We start from the raw sequence: 18,207 nt of genomic DNA, 5'->3' as shown, positions 1-18,207 counted from the left end.
CCACGCTGAGAGTTGACGGCCCTCGTCGTGCGCCGCCTCGTAACGCACGGCGGGGGCTGCCGCAGGTGCACGCATGCCCGCACTACGACCCCGTGGCCTCACCGCCGCCGGCCAGCGTCATCGCCCGGTCCAGCGCCTGCAGGAAGCCGTTCACGGTGGCCCGGTCTCGGACCGCCAGCCGCAGCCAGTCCTCGCCCAACCCCGGGAACGTGTCGCCGCGGCGCACCGCGTATCCGAGGGTGCGCAGGTGGTGGCGTACGAGCGCCGCGTGGGGGAGTCGTACGAGGACGAAGGGGCCTTCGGCGGGCTCGGCCACCGACAACCCGTCGGAGGCGAACTCCTTGAGGCCCTCGACGAGATGGGCGCGGTCCGTGGCCGCGCGGTGGGCCGCGTCGGACTGTTCCGCGAGAGCCCGCGGGGACATGCAGGCCTCCGCCGCCGCGAGGGCCGGCGTGGAGACCGGCCAGAGGGGCTGGGCTCGCTCCAGGTCCGCGATCACCTCCGGAGGAGCGAGCACGTAGCCGATCCGCAGCCCGGCCAGACCCCACGTCTTCGTGAGGCTGCGCAGCACCACCAGGCCGGGGATGTCCGTCCGCCCGGCAAGGGCCTCACGTTCCCCCGGCACCGCGTCCATGAACGCCTCGTCGACCACCAACGTCCGTCCAGGGCGGGCGAGTTCGGCGATCCCCGCAGCCGGGTGGAGCACGGACGTCGGGTTGGTCGGGTTTCCGATCACCACCAGGTCCGCGTCCTCGGGGACGGCCGAGGGGTCGAGACGGAAGCCTTCCGCCTCCCGTAGCAGGACCCGGTCCACGCTGTGGCCCGCGTCCCGCAACGCAGCCTCCGGCTCGGTGAACTGCGGGTGCACCACCACCGGCTGACGTACCTTCAGGGCGCGGGCGAGCAGCACGAAGGCCTCCGCCGCGCCCGCCGTGAGGAGTACGCGCTCCACGGGGAGCCCGTGCCGGGCAGCCACCGCCGCACGCGCGGGCCGCCCGTCCGGGTAGGCGGCCAGACCGGCCAGAGACCCGGCGATCCGCTCGCGCAGCCACGTCGGGGGCGTGTCGGCGCGGACATTGACCGCGAGGTCGACGAGGGCCGAGCCGTCGTCGCGTACCTCCGCGTCACCGTGGTGACGGAGGTCGTGCGCCCGGTTCTCGGGTCCCTCGGTTCTCTCAGTGCGCATGGGAGTGCGTATGCCCGTGGTGGTGACCACCGTGATGGTGATCGTCGTCGTCCGGGTGGAAGTGCGGCTGCTGGGGCATGCCCACCTTGTCCTCGAAGCCCGGCAGCGCGATGCGGTAGACGCAGGAGTCGCAGTTCATCCGGAGGTCGCCGGCCACGGCTTCCCGGTAGCGCTCCATCACCAGGTCGAGCAACTCCGGCTCCGGGCCGATGACTTCGGCCGACCGTACCTCGATCTCAGGGTGTGCCGCCGCCCAGCCCTCGGTCTGCAGCCGCACCCGGTCCGGCAGGATGCCGGTGAACAGGAAGTAGGGGAGCACGACGATCCGGCGGGCGCCCAGCCTCGCGCAGCGGTCGAGGCCGGACGGCACATCCGGCGCCGCCAGCGACACGAACGCGGTCTCCACGCCCGCGTAACCTCGCCCCTCCCACAACAGCCGCGCCGCCTTGTGGACCTCCGCATTGGCGTCCGGGTCGGTCGAGCCGCGGCCGACGAGGAGGACGGTCACATCGGCCCGGTCGAAGGGCGTGCGCGCCGTAGAGCCGAGCGCCTCGTCGAGCCGTCGCTCAAGGACGGTGAGCAGCGCGGGGTGCGGGCCGAGCGGGCGCCCGTACGTGTACGAGATCCCCGGGTGCCGTTCCTTCTCACGGGCCAGCGCCGCCGGAATGTCACCCTTGGCGTGCCCGGCGGACACGAGCATCAGCGGGACGGCGGCGAAACGGCGTACCCCTTGCTCGACCAGATCCGTCACGGCGTCGCCGAGCGGCGGCGGGGACAGTTCGATGAAGCCGCCCGCGACGGGGAGTTGGGGGGTGCGGCGGCCCAACTCCCGTACGAAATCACGGAAGGCCTCGGCGCCCGCGTCGTCCCGGGTGCCGTGTCCGGCGATGAGCAGGGCGGGCGGCTGGGACGTGGTCACGGTTTCTCCTTCAGGGGCTCTGAGGCCTCGGATACGGCGGATGGAACTGGCGAAACGAGTGGATCTGGGGGTACGGGTTGATAGAGCAGGGCGTTCAGCGCCGCCGCGGCGACCGCCGAACCGCCCTTCTCGGAGATGTTGCTGACGGCGGGCAGCCCGCTCTCCCGCAACGCGGCCTTGGACTCCGCAGCGCCGACGAAACCCACGGGCAGACCGATGACGAGCGCCGGAGCGGCGTCCAGCGTCAGCAGCTCCTCCAGCGCGGTCGGAGCGCAGCCGATCACCCAGAGCGCACCGGGCCCGACCTGCTCGTACGCGAGCCGGATCGCATGCGCCGAACGCGTGAGCCCAGGACCGGAACTGGCGTCCTTCAGCCGGCACACGGTCTCGCGCCGGGTGATGCCCGCCGCGACCATCTCCACGTCCACCACGACGGGCGCCCCTTCGTGCAGCGCGCCATGGGCCTTCTCCAACGCGGCCTCGTCCATGACGAGATCCTCCGCGTACGCGAGATCGGCGGCCGAGTGGATCACTCGCTCCACGACCGCGCGCGTCAGCGGCGGGAAGTGCGAGGTGTCGAGCCGGGCGCGCAGCCGCCGGAAGGACTCCACTTCGATGGGGTGCACGACCCGGGACTCCGGGAACACGTGGCTCATCGGGGCTCCTCCTGCCAGCGATAGCCGCGCGGCGTCACCATGCGGCCCGAGATCTCACGGGTCGCCGTGTTGCCCACCGTCACGACCGTCATCATGTCGACGGTGGCCGGGTCGAGTTCGGCGAGTGCGGTGAGGCGGCTGGACTCGTCCGGACGGGAGGCGTTGCGTACGACACCGACGGGTGTCGTCGGCTCCCGGTGTTCCCCGAGGATCGCCAGGGCCTTGGGGAGCTGCCAATCCCGGCCCCGGCTACGGGGGTTGTAGAACGTCACCACGATGTCCGCCTCCGCGGCGGCCCGTACCCGACGCTCGATGACCTCCCACGGAGTGTGCAGGTCGGACAGGCTGATCGACACGTGGTCATGGCCGAGCGGCGCGCCCAGGATCGCCCCGGCCGCGAGCGCGGCGGTCACTCCCGGCACTCCGACCACGTCGATGTCGTCGGACGCCTCCGCGAGCGCGGGCGAGGCCATCGCGTACACGCCCGCGTCCCCGCTGCCGATGAGCGCGACGGCGTGACCGAGTCGGGCTTCTGCAACGGCAGTTCGGGCTCGTTCCTCCTCCGCTCCAAGCCCGGACTCCAGGATCCGGGTGCCGGGGCGAAGCAGGTCGCGGATCTGGTCGACGTACTGGTCGAGGCCGACGAGCACGGAGGCGCGGCGCAGTTCGTCCTTGGCGCGTGGGGTGAGGAGGTCGCGCGCGCCGGGGCCGAGCCCGACGACGGCAAGCCGACCGCGGGACGGACGACGTACGACGGCGCAGGTCGCCATCGCGGGCTGTCCGGGCTGACCGGCCGACTTCCGCTTGGGTACGAGGAGTTCGCCGCCCCGTACGAGCGCGGCGGCCTCCGCGACCGAGGGCGTGCCGACGGCGGTCAGCGGGGCGTCCGACGGGTTCGGCACGTCCACGGCCGCCAACTCCTCGGCGGAATACGTGACCAGGGGGACCCCGAGGCGGGCGGCTGCCTCCAGGAGGCCGGGCTCGTCGGCCTTGGCTTCGACGGTGGCGAGTTCGGCGACGGACTTCGCGGAGAGCCCGGCATCGCGCAAGGCGTCCTCGATGTTCCCCAACACCTCGTCCACGGGCGCGCCCTTGGAAGCGCCGACGCCGATGACGAGGGAGGGCGGACGGAGGACGACTTCATGCGCTGCGGGCTCGACAAGCCGGTCGCTGACGCGGATCGTGTACGGACCTGTCGGGGTTACGGGAAGGGGTGGGAGCGGCCACGGCACCTCCGCCTCCAGGGCTACGGGCTCCCCGTCCAGCAGAGCGCGCGTCACGGTGGCGACATCCCCCTCGACCGGAAAACCGAGAGTGTCGAGGCCGGGCAGACCGACCGCGTCCGTCGCCGTCGTCACCACGGGCTGCGCGCCCAGCAACTCACCCACCGCGTGGGCGAGTTCATTGGCGCCACCCCCGTGTCCGCCGACGAGCGGGACGGCGAACCGACCGCCCTCGTCGACACACACGATCCCGGGGTCGGACGCCTTGCCCTCCAACAGGGGTGCGACGAGCCGGACCACAGCCCCCGTTGCCAGGAAGCACACCATCTGCTCACACTCCGCGAAGGCCCGCCGCACGGCATCACCGACGGGGCCGTCGTACACCCGGGTGCGATCGGGCCAGGCCGCGGCCACCCGTTCACGGGCCCTGGCACCCGCCGCCGTCGCCGAAATCAGGCCGATCACTGAGCAACTCCCTCGGTACGTGCCGGAGGCCGGACGCCCCACAGCAGAAAGACGGGATTGGTCGCCGCGAGCCGGGTCACGTCCCCGGGCAACGGTGCGAGCCGGGACGACTGCAGCAGTACGCCGTCGCAGCCGAACCCGGCCGCCAGCAGCGCCTCCCGTGCCGCCGGAACCCGGTCCAGCGCGGCCATCGCCACAACGACCGCCCGCCGCGCCCGCCGTGCGCAGGCCGTCACGATGGCGGGCAGCTCACGGCCGCCGCCGCCGATGAACACGGCGTCGGGGTCGGGGAGTTCGGCCAGTACGGCGGGTGCGACGCCCTGCACGACGGTCAGGTCGACGCCGTGCGCGGCGGCGTTGGCGCGTACGCGCTCCACGCCGTCGCCGCTCTTCTCGACGGCGGTCACGGCGGCCCCGAGCCGTGCGCACTCCACGGCGACCGAGCCGGAGCCCGCGCCGATGTCCCAGACGTGGTCGCCGAGCCGCGGCCCGAGCCGGGCCAGCGCCAGGGCCCGTACCTCGAACTTGCTGATCATCGAGTCGCGATAGGTGAACTCGCCCTCGTCCACGGCCCACTGGGCGGGACCGGGCACGGCCCCGGCGATCGTGCGTACGGGGGAGAGGGCGCGTGACTCGTCGAGGCACAGCACGACGCTGACCGCCGGCCCCCAGTCGCGGGCGGCGGCCTCGGCGGGCGTGACCCGCTCGACGCGCTCGTCCGGGCCCGAGCCCAGGGCCGAGGCGACGACGAGGACGCGTTCGCTCGACTGCGATCGCAGCGCGGCGCCCAGTTCCGCCGGTCCGGCGCCCGGGCCGGTCAGCACCGCCACCTTGGGGTGGGCCAGGCATACGTTCACCGCGGTCCGTGGGTCCCGGCCGTGGGCGCTCACCACGATCGCGTCGTCCCAGGTCAGACCCAGGCGCGCGAAGGCGGTCGCGACGGACGAGACAGCGGGGCGTACGTCCAGAGTGTGGGCGCCGAAGCGGTCGGCGAGCGCTCGTACGATGCCGAAGAAGCCCGGGTCTCCGGAGGCCAGTACGACGACGCGCCCCTGAGCTGTGTGGTCCGCGGGCTTCTTCAGGTGCTGCTCGATCGCGTCGAGGGCAGGGGCCAGCGGGCCGAGCACGATCCGTTCCGTCGTGTCCGGCAGGTCGGCCGCCGTCAGGTGCCGACGGGCGCCCACGGCGAGTGTCGCCGTGGCCAACTCGGCCTCGGCGTCCGGAGGAAGGGGCGACCCCGTTCCCGTACCGATGACGGTGATCACGGTTGTGATCATGGTGTGGCACCTCGTGTACGCAGCGCCTTACGTGCCTCGGGGTCCGCCTTGCGGAAGCCGTGGAAGTGGCCCGGGTGGTAGAGGTGCGAGCGGGTGCCGTGCGCGTCGAGGGCCGCGCCGACCAGGAACAGCGTGTGCTTCCACAGCTTGTGCTCCTTGACGGTCTCCTCCAGCGTGCCGATCGTGCACTTCACGATCAGCTCCTCCGGCCAGGTCGCCTGGTACGCGACCACGACCGGCGTCGTCGTCGGGTAGCCGCCCTCCAGCAGTTCCCGTACGAGCTGGCCGCTGCGGGCGGCGGACAGGAACAGCGCCATGGTGGTGCCATGGCGGGCGAACTCGCGTACTTCCTCGCCGGGCGGCATGGGTGTCTTGCCGCCGCCGAGGCGGGTGAGGATCACGGACTGGGCGATCTCGGGGATGGTCAGCTCGCGCCCGGCCAGGGCGGCGACGGCGGAGAAGGAGGAGACGCCGGGGATGATCTCGGTCTCGATGCCGATGCTTTTGCACCGGTCGAGCTGTTCCTGCGTACCGCCCCACAGGGCCGGGTCGCCGGAGTGGATGCGGGCCACCTTGAGGCCTTCCGTTGCGGCTCGTTCGTACACGGCCACGACGTCCTCGAGCGACATGGTTGCCGAGTCGAGGATCTCCGCTTCCTCGTGTGCGTGGTCCAGGACCTCCTCCTGCACCAGGCTGGCCGCCCAGATGACGATGTCGGCCTCTGCGATCGCCTTCGCGGCGCGGAAGGTGAGCAGGTCGGCTGCGCCGGGCCCGGCGCCGACGAAGGTCACCTTGGGGGTGGGGGCGTCGGGCATGGGGTGGGTCCTCTCCTACGAGTGATCAGTGGCTGCGGGGGCATCGGGTGCGGGCTGGGAGGTGGCTGAGGTGATGGGGGCCTGCGGCGCTTCTTTCCCCAAGCCCGCCCCTTCCCGTAACCAGGGGCGCTGCCCCTGGGCCCCGCTGGGGGCTCCGCCCCCAGACCCCCGATGGGCCTGAACGGCCTCGTCCTCAAGCGCCGGACGGGCTGAAGGTGCCTGGCCGTTCACAGCTTGCCGCCACGTTTGCCGTCGCGTGGGGCCGGGGCGATGAGGGTGGAGAGGTACGGCAGGGGAGTGCTGTCCAGGTCGGATGCGGGGCGGATCGACTCGTCGGGCAGGCCCAGTGCCGAGCCCCACACCGCGTCATCGAGCCGCCCGGTTTCCAGCAGCGCCGCGGCCACTTCCTCCGCGAGGCGGCCGAACTTGTACGCGACAACCGTCCCCGGACCGCTCAGCGCGTCCTTCAGCACGGCTGAGCCTGCCGTGACGGGGACGAGGGTGAGTGGCTCGGTGCCCTCGGTCAGTACGGCACCTGAGCGGGCGGCGAGGTCCTGCATGGCGGTGATGCCGGGCACCGTTTCGACGACCGTGCCCGGGATCAACTCCTCGATGGTCTGCGCGAGATAGGTGAACGTGGAGTACACGTTCGGGTCCCCGATGGTGGCGAAGGCGACCGTGGAGTGGGCGCGCAGCAGCTCGGCCACCCGCGCACCGGCCGCGTCCCAGGCGGCCTCGCGTCGTGCGCGGTCCGACCGCTCGTTGAGCGCGAAGACGACCCGTACGACCTTGTCCTCGGGCACGTAGTGCAGCACGGTGGTCTCGGCGCGCCCGCGCTCGCCGGTGTCCATCACGGGGACGACGACCACGTCCGCCGCGCGGAGGGCATTGACCCCCTTGACGGTCACGAGCTCCGGGTCCCCGGGCCCCACACCGACTCCGGTCAGCCTGCTGCTGCTCATGACGTCCGGCACCTCTCCACGAACCGACGGGCGACGCCGGGTGCGGACGCCCAGTGCGTGTGCACGTAACTCGCGTGCACACCTTGTTGTACGAAACCTTCGACTCGCCGCCCCGGGGCATGGAGCCCCCAGGCGGGAGCGGCGCCCGCGCCGGGCTCGACGACGGTGCGGTGGAACTCGTGACCGCGCATCCGCGTCCCTGCTGCGGCGAGGACGCTGTCGCTCACGGCCACGGCGTCCCGATACCCGAGGGTCAGCCGCTCGTCCATACGGGCCGTCGCCTCCAGCACGCCGCACATGGGCTGTCCGTCGAGCTCACGCGAGAGGTAGAGGAGGCCGGCGCATTCGGCGGCGACGGGAGCACCACTGAACGCCAGCTCGGCGATGGCCTTGCGCAGGGGTTCGTTGGCGGACAGCTCGGAGGCGTACACCTCCGGGAACCCGCCGCCGATGACCAACCCTGCTGTTCCGTCCGGCAGTTGCTCGTCATGGAGGGGGTCGAAGGTGACGACTTCGGCTCCGGCGGCGGAGAGGAGTTCGGCATGCTCGGCGTAGGAGAAGGTGAAGGCGGGGCCGCCGGCGATGGCGACAACGGGTGCCGCGAGTCCGGCCGGTTCATCGGACTCCGGGCCGACATCAATCAGCCCGTCCGGCGTTTGAGGACGAGACCGTCCAGGCCGATTCGGGGGTCTGGGGGCGGAGCCCCCTCCGCGGCGGAGCCGCAAATTGATACAGCCGGGAAGGGGCGGGGCTGGGGAAGAAGCTCCGCAGGCCACCACCCCAGCCGCATCCCACGCCGCATCCGACAACACAGGCGCACTACGCGCCAGCGCGAGCAGCGCAGACAGATCACACCCCTCGCGCACCCGCGAGGCCATGACCTCAACCGCCCCCACGGCCTCCGCCCGCCGCTCGGCGACCGGCACCAGCCCAAGGTGCCGAGAAGGCGTCCCCACCTCCCGAGCCCGCCGCACAACACCAAGCACCGGCACCCCGGACTCGTCCAACGCCTCCCGCAACATCACCTCATGCCGCTCGGACCCCACCTTGTTGAGGATCACGCCCCCAACCCGCACCTCGGGGTCCCAGGAAGCAAACCCATGCACGAGCGCAGCCACCGACCGGGCCTGCGCCGACGCATCCACAACCAACACCACGGGCGCCCGCAGCAGCTTCGCCACATGAGCGGTGGACGCCAGCTCCCCCTCCCCGGCGGCCCCGTCGTACAGCCCCATCACACCCTCGACAACGGCGACATCACACCCACGGGCACCATGCGCGAACAACGGAGCCACCAACTCCGCCCCACACAGATAGGCATCGAGATTCCGCCCCACCCGGCCCGCGGCAAGCGCGTGATACCCGGGATCGATGTAGTCGGGCCCCACCTTGTGCGGAGACACGGCAAGTCCCCGCGAGGCGAACGCCGCTATCAGCCCCGTGGCAACAGTGGTCTTGCCGCTTCCGGAAGAAGGCGCGGCAATGACCAGCCGAGGGATGGAAATCACCACTCGATGCCCCTCTGGCCCTTCTGGCCGGCGTCCATCGGATGCTTGATCTTGGACATGTCGGTGACGAGATCGGCGAAGTCGACGAGCTTCTCGGGCGCGTTCCGCCCGGTGATCACCACATGCTGCGTTCCGGGCCGATCCCGGAGCACTGCGACGACCTCGTCGGCATCGACCCACCCCCAGTGCATGGGGTACGCGAACTCATCGAGGACATACAGCTTGTACGTCTCGGCAGCGAGGTCCCGCTTGACCTGCTCCCACCCCTCGCGGGCCTTCTCCTCGTTGTCCATCTGGGAGTCGCGCTGCACCCAGGACCAGCCCTCACCCATCTTGTGCCAGTCGACGGACCCGCCCTCACCGGAGGCACCGAGGACCCGCAACGCGTTCTCCTCGCCGACCTTCCACTTCGCCGACTTCACGAACTGGAACACCCCGATCGGCCACCCCTGATTCCAGGCCCGCAACGCGAGCCCGAAAGCGGCGGTGGACTTGCCCTTGCCGATCCCGGTATGCACGACGACCAGCGGCCGATTACGTCGCTGACGCGTCGTCAGACCGTCGTCCGGTACGACACTCGGCTGTCCCTGCGGCATTACGCGGCCCTCCTGCCGTTGCCCCTGCTGCCCTGAACGTCCCTGACAAGACCGGCGATCGAGTCGGCCCGCAGCTCGTCCAACGTCACTGCCGTACCGCCGAGTTCACCTGCGAGTTGCCCGGCAAGCCCGAGCCGTACGGGCCCCGACTCGCAGTCCACGACCACGGAAGCGACCCCGTCGGCCGCGAACAGCCGCGCCGCGCGACCCGAGAGCGCGACCGGATCAGGCCCGCCCGTCACCCGGCCACCGCCCCTGGCCGAGGCTCCTTCGGAGCCGAACGCAAGGGGGGAGGCTGATCGCACCGCGCCTCCTGTGGCCCGCCCGTCCGTCACCACGACGACGAGTGGACGCCGCGCGGGATCCCTGAGCCGTTCCACCCGCAGCACGTCATGGGCCCGCAACAGCCCCGCGGCCAGTGGCGTCCGCCCACCCGTCGGCAACGACTCCAGCCGGGCCGCCGCCGCGTCCACCGACGAGGTCGGCGGCAACGCGACCTCGGCGTCCTTCCCCCGGAAGGTCACCAGCCCCACCTTGTCCCGCCGCTGATACGCGTCGAGCAGCAGCGACAGCACGGCACCCTTCACCGCGCTCATCCGCTGCCGGGCGGCCATGGACCCGGAGGCGTCCACGACGAACAGCACGAGGTTCCCCTCACGGCCCTCCCGCGTCGCCTGCCGCAGATCGTCGCGCCGTACGACAAGTCCGGGCCCCGACCGTCCGCGCGCCCGCTGATGCGGGGCCGCGGCCTGCACGGTCGCCGCCAGGTGCAGCTTGGTGAGCGCCCCTTGGGGCCGCCGGGCCCCGGTGGTCCGTCCGTGCTCGGTCCGCGCCCGGGACCGCCGTCCGGCAGCACCCTCGCCGAGTCCGGGCACGCTCAGCATCTTGGTACGAAAGGGCTCGGCAGCCCGTACGGGGGACTGCTCACCGCCACCGGCTGCTGCCGGTGCCTGTCCGTCGCCCTCCGAGGGCTCGCCCTGCGCGGGAACATCAGCGGCGGGGGAGTCATCCCCGTCCGGCCCGTCCTGCGGCGGCTGCCCGCCACCGCCGGGCCCGTCCGGATCGGGGTCCTCGTCGTCGGTGTCGTCGCCGGCGTCGTCACCGCCGCCGAACTCCTCCAGCGTGTCGTCGAGCTTGTCCTCGTCGAGTCCCGGCGCATCAAAGGGATTACGCCGCCGCCGATGCGGCAGCGCGAGCAGAGCCGCCTGTCGCACGTCCTCCGCGAGGACATCCGTCCGTCCGGCCCACGCGGCCAGCGCCGTCGCGGTCCGCGCCATCACGATGTCGGCCCGCATCCCGTCGACCTCGAAGGCGCTGCACGTAGCAGCGATCTGCCGCAGCGCCCCGTCGCCGAGCCGTACGGACGGCAGCAACTCACGCGCCGCCACGATCCGCGCCCGTACGGCGGCTTCGTCGTCGGCCCAGCGCGCCGCGAAGCCGGCCGGGTCGTCGTCGTACGCGAGCCGACGCCGCACGACCTCGACCCGCTGGTCGGGCTCCCGCGAGGCGGCGACCTCGACGGTCAGCCCGAAGCGGTCCAGCAACTGCGGCCGCAGCTCGCCCTCTTCGGGGTTCATGGTGCCGACGAGGAGGAACCTGGAGGCATGCCGTACGGAGACGCCCTCGCGCTCGACGTACGAGGCACCCATCGCGGCGGCGTCCAGGAGCAGGTCGACGAGGTGGTCGTGCAGCAAATTCACCTCGTCGACGTAGAGGATCCCGCGGTGGGCGTCGGCGAGCAGGCCGGGTTCGAAGGCCTTCACGCCCTCGGACAGGGCACGCTCGATGTCCAGCGCACCCACGAGCCGGTCCTCGGACGCGCCGACGGGCAGCTCGACCATCCGGGCAGGACGGGACACACCGGGTCCCACCTCGTGCGGCCCGTCAGGGCACGCCGGATCGGGCGCCCCGGGCGCGCACGAGAACCGGCATCCGGCGACGACGTCCACCTCGGGCATGAGCGCCGAAAGCGCGCGCACTGCCGTACTTTTCGCGGTGCCCTTTTCGCCGCGCACGAGTACGCCGCCCACGGCGGGGCTCACCGCGTTGAGCAGCAGCGCGAGCCGCAATTCGTCCTGCCCGACGATCGAGGAGAACGGGTAGGGCGTGCTCATGCGTGGATCACTCCTTCGAGTGGATCGTGTCGAAACGGAACAAGGGCCGAGGGTGAGGGCGCCAGGGTGAAGATCTGTTCCCCGCCGACGCGGGGGTGTTCCGGCCGTGCAGGTCGCCGCGATCTGCCGCAGCGCGTCGTCCCCGCCGACGCGGGGGTTCCCAGGGAGATCACTCGTCTCCCTCCAGATCGCCCTCGAGCTCAAGGTAGGTCTGCCGGAGCCGGTCCAGGGTTTCCTGGTCCGGTTCCGCCCAAAGGCCCCGGTCAGCAGCTTCCAGCAGGCGCTCAGTGATGCCCCTCAGCGCCCAGGGATTGGACTTCCGCATGAAGTCCTGGTTCTCCGGCGAGAACACGTACTCGCTCGCCAGCTTCTCGTACATCCAGTCGTCGACCACGCCGGCCGTGGCGTCGTACCCGAAGAGGTAGTCGACGGTCGCCGCCATCTCGAACGCCCCCTTATAGCCATGCCGACGCATCGCCGCCATCCAGCGGGGGTTGACCACCCGGGCCCGGAAGACGCGATGGGTCTCCTCGCCGAGAGTCCTAGTCTTCACCTGGTCCGGGGTCGCAGAATCCCCCACGTACGCCTCGGGGCTGGCCCCCGTCAGGTGCCGCACCATCGCGACCATCCCGCCGTGGTACTGGAAGTAGTCGTCCGCGTCGACGAGGTCGTGTTCGCGGGTGTCGACATTCTTCGCGGCGACGGCAATCCGTCGAAACGCCGTCTCCATGTCCCCCCGAGCCGCCCGCCCTTCAAGTCCGCGCCCATACGCATAACCGCCCCACACCGCGTACACCTCGGCGAGGTCGGCATCCGACCGCCAGTTCCGCGCGTCGATCAGCGGCAGCAACCCAGCCCCGTACGCCCCCGGCTTGGACCCGAAGATCCGAGCCGTCGCCCGTCGTCGATCCCCGTGCTCGGCGGTGTCCTCGTCGGCGTGCGCCCGTACGAAGTTGGACTCGGCCGGCTCGTGCAGCTCCGCCACCGCCCGCACCGCGTCATCGATCAGCCCCACCACATGCGGGAACGCATCGCGGAAGAAGCCGGAGATACGGACCGTGACGTCAATCCGCGGCCGGCCCAGCTCCTCGACCGGAACCACCTCGAAGCCCGTCACCCGGCGCGACGCGTCGTCCCACACCGGACGACAGCCGAGCAGGGCCAGGATCTCCGCGATGTCGTCGCCCTGCGTACGCATCGCGGACGTCCCCCACACCGTCAGACCCACGGACTGCGGATACTCACCCGTGTCCTGGAGATACCGCTGCACGAGCGAGTCCGCGAGCGACTGCCCGACCTCCCAACTCAGCCGAGACGGGATCGCCTTGGGGTCGACCGAGTAGAAGTTCCGGCCGGTCGGGAGGACGTTGACCAGACCGCGGGTCGGGGAGCCCGACGGGCCTGCCGGGACGTAACCGCCGTCCAGGGCCCGGAGGATGTGGTCGATCTCGTCAGTCGTACGGGCGAGACGCGGCACGACCTCACGGCACGCGAATTCCAACACCGCGACCGCGTCCGGGAGTTCGGTGCCGACGACCTCGCGTACGAGACCTGGGACGGCCGTGACGTCCCACCCGCGCTCCTCCATGCCCTCCGCGACCCGGCGGCACAGGATCTCCAGGAGGTCGATCGCGTCCGAAGCCGTGCGTGACGGTCCGTCGACGAGGTCGGTCAGCTCGGCCGGCACCTTCAGCGGCGTGCCCGGCTCGGCGAGCAGCTCCTTCTCGACCAGGCCGAAATGAGACGCGAACGAGGCGCGCAGGCCGGGCAGCGCGTTCGCCGCGCCGCCCCACACCTGTGAGGCCCGCAGGACGGCGAGTACGAGATTGACGCGTGGCTCGCCCACCGGGCCGCCGCCCAGGATGTGCAGCCCGTCCCGGATCTGGACGTCCTTGATCTCGCACAGATAGCCGTCGATGTGCATGACGAATTCGTCGAATGCGTCGTCGTCCGGCTGATCGTCCACATGCAGGTCGTGGTGCAGTTCGGCGGCCTTGACCAGCGTCCAGATCTGGGCGCGCACCGCCGGCGCCTTCGTCGGATCCAGGTCGGACACCAGGGCGTACTCGTCGAGCAGTTGCTCCAGTTTCGCGAGATCCCCGTACGTGTCCGCGCGCGCCATCGGCGGCACCAGGTGGTCGACGACCGTGGCGTGACCGCGGCGCTTGGCCTGGGTGCCCTCGCCGGGGTCGTTGACGATGAAGGGATAGATCAGAGGCAGGTCGCCGAGCACCGCGTCCGGTGCACAACCCCCGCTCAGTCCAAGACCCTTGCCCGGAAGCCACTCCATCGTGCCGTGCTTGCCCATGTGCACGATCGCGTCCGCGCCGAACGAGAGTTCCAGCCACCTGTACGCCGCCATGTAGTGGTGCGACGGCGGCATGTCCGGGTCGTGGTAGATGGCGATCGGGTTCTCGCCGAAGCCGCGGGGCGGCTGGATCATGACCACGACGTTCCCGAACTGGAGGGAGGCCAGCACGATGTCGTCCCCGTCGACGTACAACGAACCCGGCGGCTCACCCCACGCCTCCAGCATCCCGTCCCGCAGTCCGGGGTCGAGCTTGTCGAACCAGGCCTGGTAGTCGGCGAGCGGTACGCGCGCGGGTGCGGCGGCCAGTTGATCCTCCGTCAGCCACTCGACGTCGTGACCGCCGGCCTCGATGAGCCGGTGGATCAACTCGTCGCCGTTGTCCGGGTATCCGCTCACCCCGTACCCGGCGTCCCGCAAGGCATCAAGCACCCGCACCGCCGATGCGGGCGTGTCCAGCCCCACCGCGTTCCCGACGCGCGAGTGCTTCGTCGGGTAGGCGGTGAAGACGAGCGCGAGCTTCTTCTCGTCGTTCGGCTTGTGCTTCAACTGCGCGTGCCGTACCGCGATTCCGGCCACCCGCCCGGCCCGCTCCGGATCGGCGACGTACACCGGAACGTCGTCAGGGCCCTGCTCCTTGAAGGAGAACGGGACCGTGACGATCCGTCCGTCGAACTCCGGGATCGCGACCTGCATCGCCGCGTCCATGGGGGAGAGGGCGGCATCGGAGTCATCCCATGCCTGTTTCGACGATGTGAGGCAAAGCCCTTGCAGCACAGGGATGTTGAGGTCGGCCAGCGCACCGATGTCCCAGGCCTCTTCGTCACCGCCGGCAGACGCCTGCGAGGCGTGCGTGCCTCCGGCCGCGAGCACGGTGGCGACCAGCGCGTCGGCTCGCCCGAGGATCTCGTACAGGCCGGCGTCGGCGCCGCGCAGCGAACCGCAGTACACGGGAAGGGCGTTGGCGCCGCGCGCCTCGATCGCGTCGCAGAGGGTGTCCACGAAGCCGGTGTTGCCGGACAGCTCGTGGGCCCGGTAGAAGAGCACGCCGACGGTCGGGCGGCCGTCGACGTACGGACGCTCACCGTGGACGCCGTACTCGGCCATCTTCTGCGGTTCTTCGAAGCCTTCGCCCGTGAGCAGCACGGTGTCGGAGAGGAAGCGGGCCAGCTCGGCGAGGTTCCCGGGGCCGCCCTCGACGAGGTACCGAAGCGCCTCCGCCACGACACCGGCCGGCACCGACGACTCGGCCATCAACTCCGCGTCGGGAACGGCCTCTCCGCCGAGCAGTACCGTCGGGATCCCGGATGCCTTCAACGCCGCGAGTCCGTCCTCCCAGGCGCGTTTGCCACCCAGCAGGCGTACGACGGCGATGTGCGCGCCCTCGATCAGCGCGGGCAGCTCCTCCGCCACATCCACCCGGGTCGGATTGCCGATCCGGTACGAGGCGCCGGAAGCGGCCCGGGCCGCCAGCAGATCCGTATCGGCGGTCGACAACAACAGCACTGTGCTCATGCGGGCGCTCCCGGTGGAATGAAGGGCAGTCCTGAGGGCGCGCCCGACTCGATGAGTCGCCACAGCGCGTCCGTGTCCGCGTGGTTCTCGATCAGGTCGCCGAGCCGGTCCAGCTGCTCCTCGCGCAGCGCGGCGAACGACGTGTCGGCGGCCGGTACGAAACGGCGGCCCGCGGCGGCCGCCACCTCGCGCAGGAAGGCCCGCCGGAAACCGTCCGACTCGAGCGAGCCGTGCCAGTGCGTCCCCCAGACCTCGCCGACCCGGCAGCCGTCCAAGCTGTGTCCATTGTCATCAGAGATGAACGCGGTTCCGCCGGTGACTTCGGCTACGCCGTGATGAATCTCGTACCCCTCGACGTACTCGCCGAGGGCCTCGCCGACGGGGCGGGTGAGGGTCTTCTCCCGCGCGAACCGCACGCGTACGGGGAGGAGTCCGAGTCCGTCGACATGGCCCGCGCGCGACTCGACCTCGTCCTCGATGTGCTCGCCGAGCACCTGGAAGCCGCCGCAGATCCCGAGGACGGGCCGCCCTTCGGCGGCTCTGCGCATCAGCGCGTCCGCGAGTCCGCGCTCCCGCAGCCATTCCAGGGCCCTGACCGTCCCCCGGGTGCCGGGCACGACGACCAGGTCCGCGTCGGCCAGCTCCTCCGCCCGGTCCACGAACCGCACCACGACGCCCGGTTCGGCGGCGAGCGCGTCCACGTCGGTGAAGTTGGACATCAGGGGGATCGCGCAGACGGCGACCCGTAGGACGTCCTCCCCGACGGGCGGGGCGACCACCGACTCGCGCACCGTGCCCCGCAGTGACACGCGCAGCCCGTCCTCCTCGTCGATGCCGAGGCCGTGCTGGAAGGGGAGCACGCCGTACGTGGAGCGTCCGGTGAGGGAGTGCAGCATGTCCAGCCCCGGCTCCAGCAGCGACACATCGCCGCGGAACTTGTTGACCAGGAACCCGGCGACGAGCGCCTGGTCCTCGCGGGACAGCAGAGCGATCGTCCCGAAGAACGACGCGAAGACCCCGCCACGGTCGATGTCACCCACGACCAGCACGGGAAGCCGGGCGTTCCTGGCGATCCCCATGTTCACGATGTCCGTCCGCCGCAGATTGATCTCGGCGGGACTGCCCGCCCCCTCACAGATCACCGCGTCATACGTGCCCCGCAACTCGGCCAGGCACTCCAGCACGGTCCCGAGGAGCTGCTCCTGCCTGCCCCCGTGCAGCATTTTCCCGGGGGACACGGCGCCTGACAGCGGCTCCGCCGCGGGCCCGGGCCCCCCGAAGAACCCTCGCGCGCTCAACTCGCCCACCGGTTTGCCCATCAGCACGACCTGGCTGCTGCGGTCGCTGCCCGGCTTCAGCAGTACGGGGTTCATGAGCGCCGTCGGTTCGACGCGTGCGGCCTGTGCCTGCATGGCCTGCGCGCGCCCGATCTCGGCGCCCTCGCGCGTGACGAACGAATTGAGGGACATGTTCTGCGCCTTGAAGGGCGCGACCTTGACGCCCTGGCGCACCAGCCACCGGCAGATCCCGGCGGTGACGACGCTCTTGCCGGCGTCGGAGGTGGTCCCGGCGACAAGCAGCCCGCCGCTCATGACGTACGCCCCTTTGCGCTGAGCCGTCGGTTGAGAAGCCGTGTCGTGAGGAGCCTTCCGGCCACGCACACACCGAGGGCCAGTCCGCCCACCCGCTGCGAGAGGCGTACGGCCCGCTCGATGTCGTCGACCTGGACGGCCCGTCCCTCGCCGTTGAGCACCGGCCGGTGCTCAACTCGCCCGCCGTAGGAGAGTGTCCCGCCAAGGCGTACGCCCAACGCCCCCGCGAACGAGGCCTCGACGGGCCCGGCGTTGGGGCTCGGGTGCTTGGCGGCGTCGGACCGCCAGGCGCGTGCGGCACCGCGGGGATCGCTGCCCGCGACGGTCGCGAGCGCGGCGGTCAGCCGGGCGCCCGGCCAGCCCGCCACGTCGTCGAGCCGTGCCGAAGCCCAGCCGTACCGCCGGTACTTGGGCGATTTGTGCCCGACCATGGCGTCCAGCGTGTTGACGGCCCGGAAACCGACGAGCCCCGGCGCACCTGCCACCGCACCCCACACCAGTGCGCCGACCACCGCGTCGGAGGTGTTCTCGGCGACGGACTCGACGACGGCCCGGGCGATCCCGTCGGCGTCCAGCGCCTGCGGGTCCCGTCCGCACAGGTGCGGCAGCCGCTCCCGGGCCGCCTCGAGATCCCCGGCCGCGAGTGCCTCGCCGACGGCCCGGGCCTCGCGGCCGAGCGAAGTCCCGCCGACCACGGCCCAGGTGGCGGTGGCGGTCAGTGCGACGGAGGCGGTAGGAGAGGTGCGTACGGACGTGGCGGCGAGGGCCGCGAGGGATACGGCACCGCCTACGCATACGGCGGTGTGCAGCGCGCCCCACCCACGGTGGTCCTGCCACAACACCCGCTCCACGGCGCCCGCGGCCCGCCCGAACGCGGCGACCGGATGCCCATGGCGCGGATCGCCGAGGAGGAGGTCACCGAGGAGGCCGGCGGCGGCGCCGTACGCGAAAACGCGATCGGCACGCACGGGGTCAGCCTGTCGCTACGTCAGGCAGAACCCCTTGGGCCCTTGAAGCCCTCGTACTCGGCAAACTGATCCGCAACAGGCAGCCGCACATGGCGATATGTCC

At 71.4% G+C, this 18,207-nt stretch carries 13 protein-coding genes; all 13 read right to left on the bottom strand.

Going from position 1 to position 18,207, the window contains the following annotated elements:
- Positions 1-82: 82 nt before the first annotated feature.
- The gene (gene cobC, locus ACFYO0_RS31480; RefSeq protein ID WP_388682843.1) at positions 83-1,186 is read right to left on the bottom strand and encodes an Rv2231c family pyridoxal phosphate-dependent protein CobC; all 1,104 of its coding nucleotides are present in this window, start codon (positions 1,184-1,186) and stop codon (positions 83-85) included.
- Positions 1,176-2,105 carry a sirohydrochlorin chelatase gene (locus tag ACFYO0_RS31475; protein ID WP_388682840.1) on the bottom strand — a complete coding sequence of 310 codons (930 nt, stop codon included), beginning with the start codon at positions 2,103-2,105 and terminating at the stop codon, positions 1,176-1,178. Before ACFYO0_RS31475 ends, cobC begins: the two co-directional genes overlap by 11 nt.
- Complete coding sequence (locus ACFYO0_RS31470; protein WP_388682839.1) at positions 2,102-2,761, bottom strand: precorrin-8X methylmutase; 660 nt, start codon at positions 2,759-2,761, stop codon at positions 2,102-2,104. The genes ACFYO0_RS31475 and ACFYO0_RS31470 overlap by 4 nt, the downstream gene beginning before the upstream one ends.
- A complete protein-coding gene (cobJ, locus tag ACFYO0_RS31465; RefSeq protein ID WP_388682837.1) occupies positions 2,758-4,449 on the bottom strand; it encodes a precorrin-3B C(17)-methyltransferase in 1,692 nt (563 codons plus the stop codon). Before cobJ ends, ACFYO0_RS31470 begins: the two co-directional genes overlap by 4 nt.
- Positions 4,446-5,714, bottom strand: coding sequence for a precorrin-6y C5,15-methyltransferase (decarboxylating) subunit CbiE (gene cbiE, locus ACFYO0_RS31460; RefSeq protein ID WP_388683157.1), 1,269 nt, complete (start codon positions 5,712-5,714; stop codon positions 4,446-4,448). The genes cobJ and cbiE overlap by 4 nt, the downstream gene beginning before the upstream one ends.
- A gap of 8 nt (positions 5,715-5,722) precedes the next feature.
- Positions 5,723-6,541 carry a precorrin-4 C(11)-methyltransferase gene (cobM, locus tag ACFYO0_RS31455; protein WP_388682835.1) on the bottom strand — a complete coding sequence of 273 codons (819 nt, stop codon included), beginning with the start codon at positions 6,539-6,541 and terminating at the stop codon, positions 5,723-5,725.
- A gap of 227 nt (positions 6,542-6,768) precedes the next feature.
- Positions 6,769-7,515 carry a precorrin-2 C(20)-methyltransferase gene (gene cobI / locus ACFYO0_RS31450; protein ID WP_388682834.1) on the bottom strand — a complete coding sequence of 249 codons (747 nt, stop codon included), beginning with the start codon at positions 7,513-7,515 and terminating at the stop codon, positions 6,769-6,771.
- Positions 7,500-9,014 (bottom strand): cobyrinate a,c-diamide synthase, encoded by a 1,515-nt coding sequence (locus tag ACFYO0_RS31445; protein ID WP_388682832.1) that lies wholly within the window; start codon positions 9,012-9,014, stop codon positions 7,500-7,502. The genes cobI and ACFYO0_RS31445 overlap by 16 nt, the downstream gene beginning before the upstream one ends.
- Complete coding sequence (gene cobO, locus ACFYO0_RS31440) at positions 9,008-9,607, bottom strand: cob(I)yrinic acid a,c-diamide adenosyltransferase (protein WP_388682830.1); 600 nt, start codon at positions 9,605-9,607, stop codon at positions 9,008-9,010. Before cobO ends, ACFYO0_RS31445 begins: the two co-directional genes overlap by 7 nt.
- Positions 9,607-11,721 (bottom strand): putative cobaltochelatase, encoded by a 2,115-nt coding sequence (locus ACFYO0_RS31435; RefSeq protein ID WP_388682828.1) that lies wholly within the window; start codon positions 11,719-11,721, stop codon positions 9,607-9,609. The genes cobO and ACFYO0_RS31435 overlap by 1 nt, the downstream gene beginning before the upstream one ends.
- A 169-nt stretch (positions 11,722-11,890) precedes the next feature.
- Positions 11,891-15,544, bottom strand: a complete 3,654-nt coding sequence (cobN, locus tag ACFYO0_RS31430; protein ID WP_388682825.1) for a cobaltochelatase subunit CobN — start codon at positions 15,542-15,544, stop codon at positions 11,891-11,893.
- Positions 15,541-17,136, bottom strand: coding sequence for a cobyric acid synthase (locus tag ACFYO0_RS31425; protein ID WP_388682823.1), 1,596 nt, complete (start codon positions 17,134-17,136; stop codon positions 15,541-15,543). The genes cobN and ACFYO0_RS31425 overlap by 4 nt, the downstream gene beginning before the upstream one ends.
- Positions 17,133-18,104: a cobalamin biosynthesis protein gene (locus tag ACFYO0_RS31420; RefSeq protein ID WP_388682821.1), complete on the bottom strand. Its 972-nt coding sequence runs from the start codon at positions 18,102-18,104 to the stop codon at positions 17,133-17,135. The genes ACFYO0_RS31425 and ACFYO0_RS31420 overlap by 4 nt, the downstream gene beginning before the upstream one ends.
- Between the last annotated feature and the right edge of the window lie 103 nt (positions 18,105-18,207).

The sequence above is a fragment of the Streptomyces sp. NPDC006365 genome (genome assembly GCF_042870755.1).
Classification (GTDB): Bacteria; Actinomycetota; Actinomycetes; order Streptomycetales; family Streptomycetaceae; genus Streptomyces; species Streptomyces xiangluensis.
This window is presented reverse-complemented; position numbering and strand designations above follow the sequence as displayed.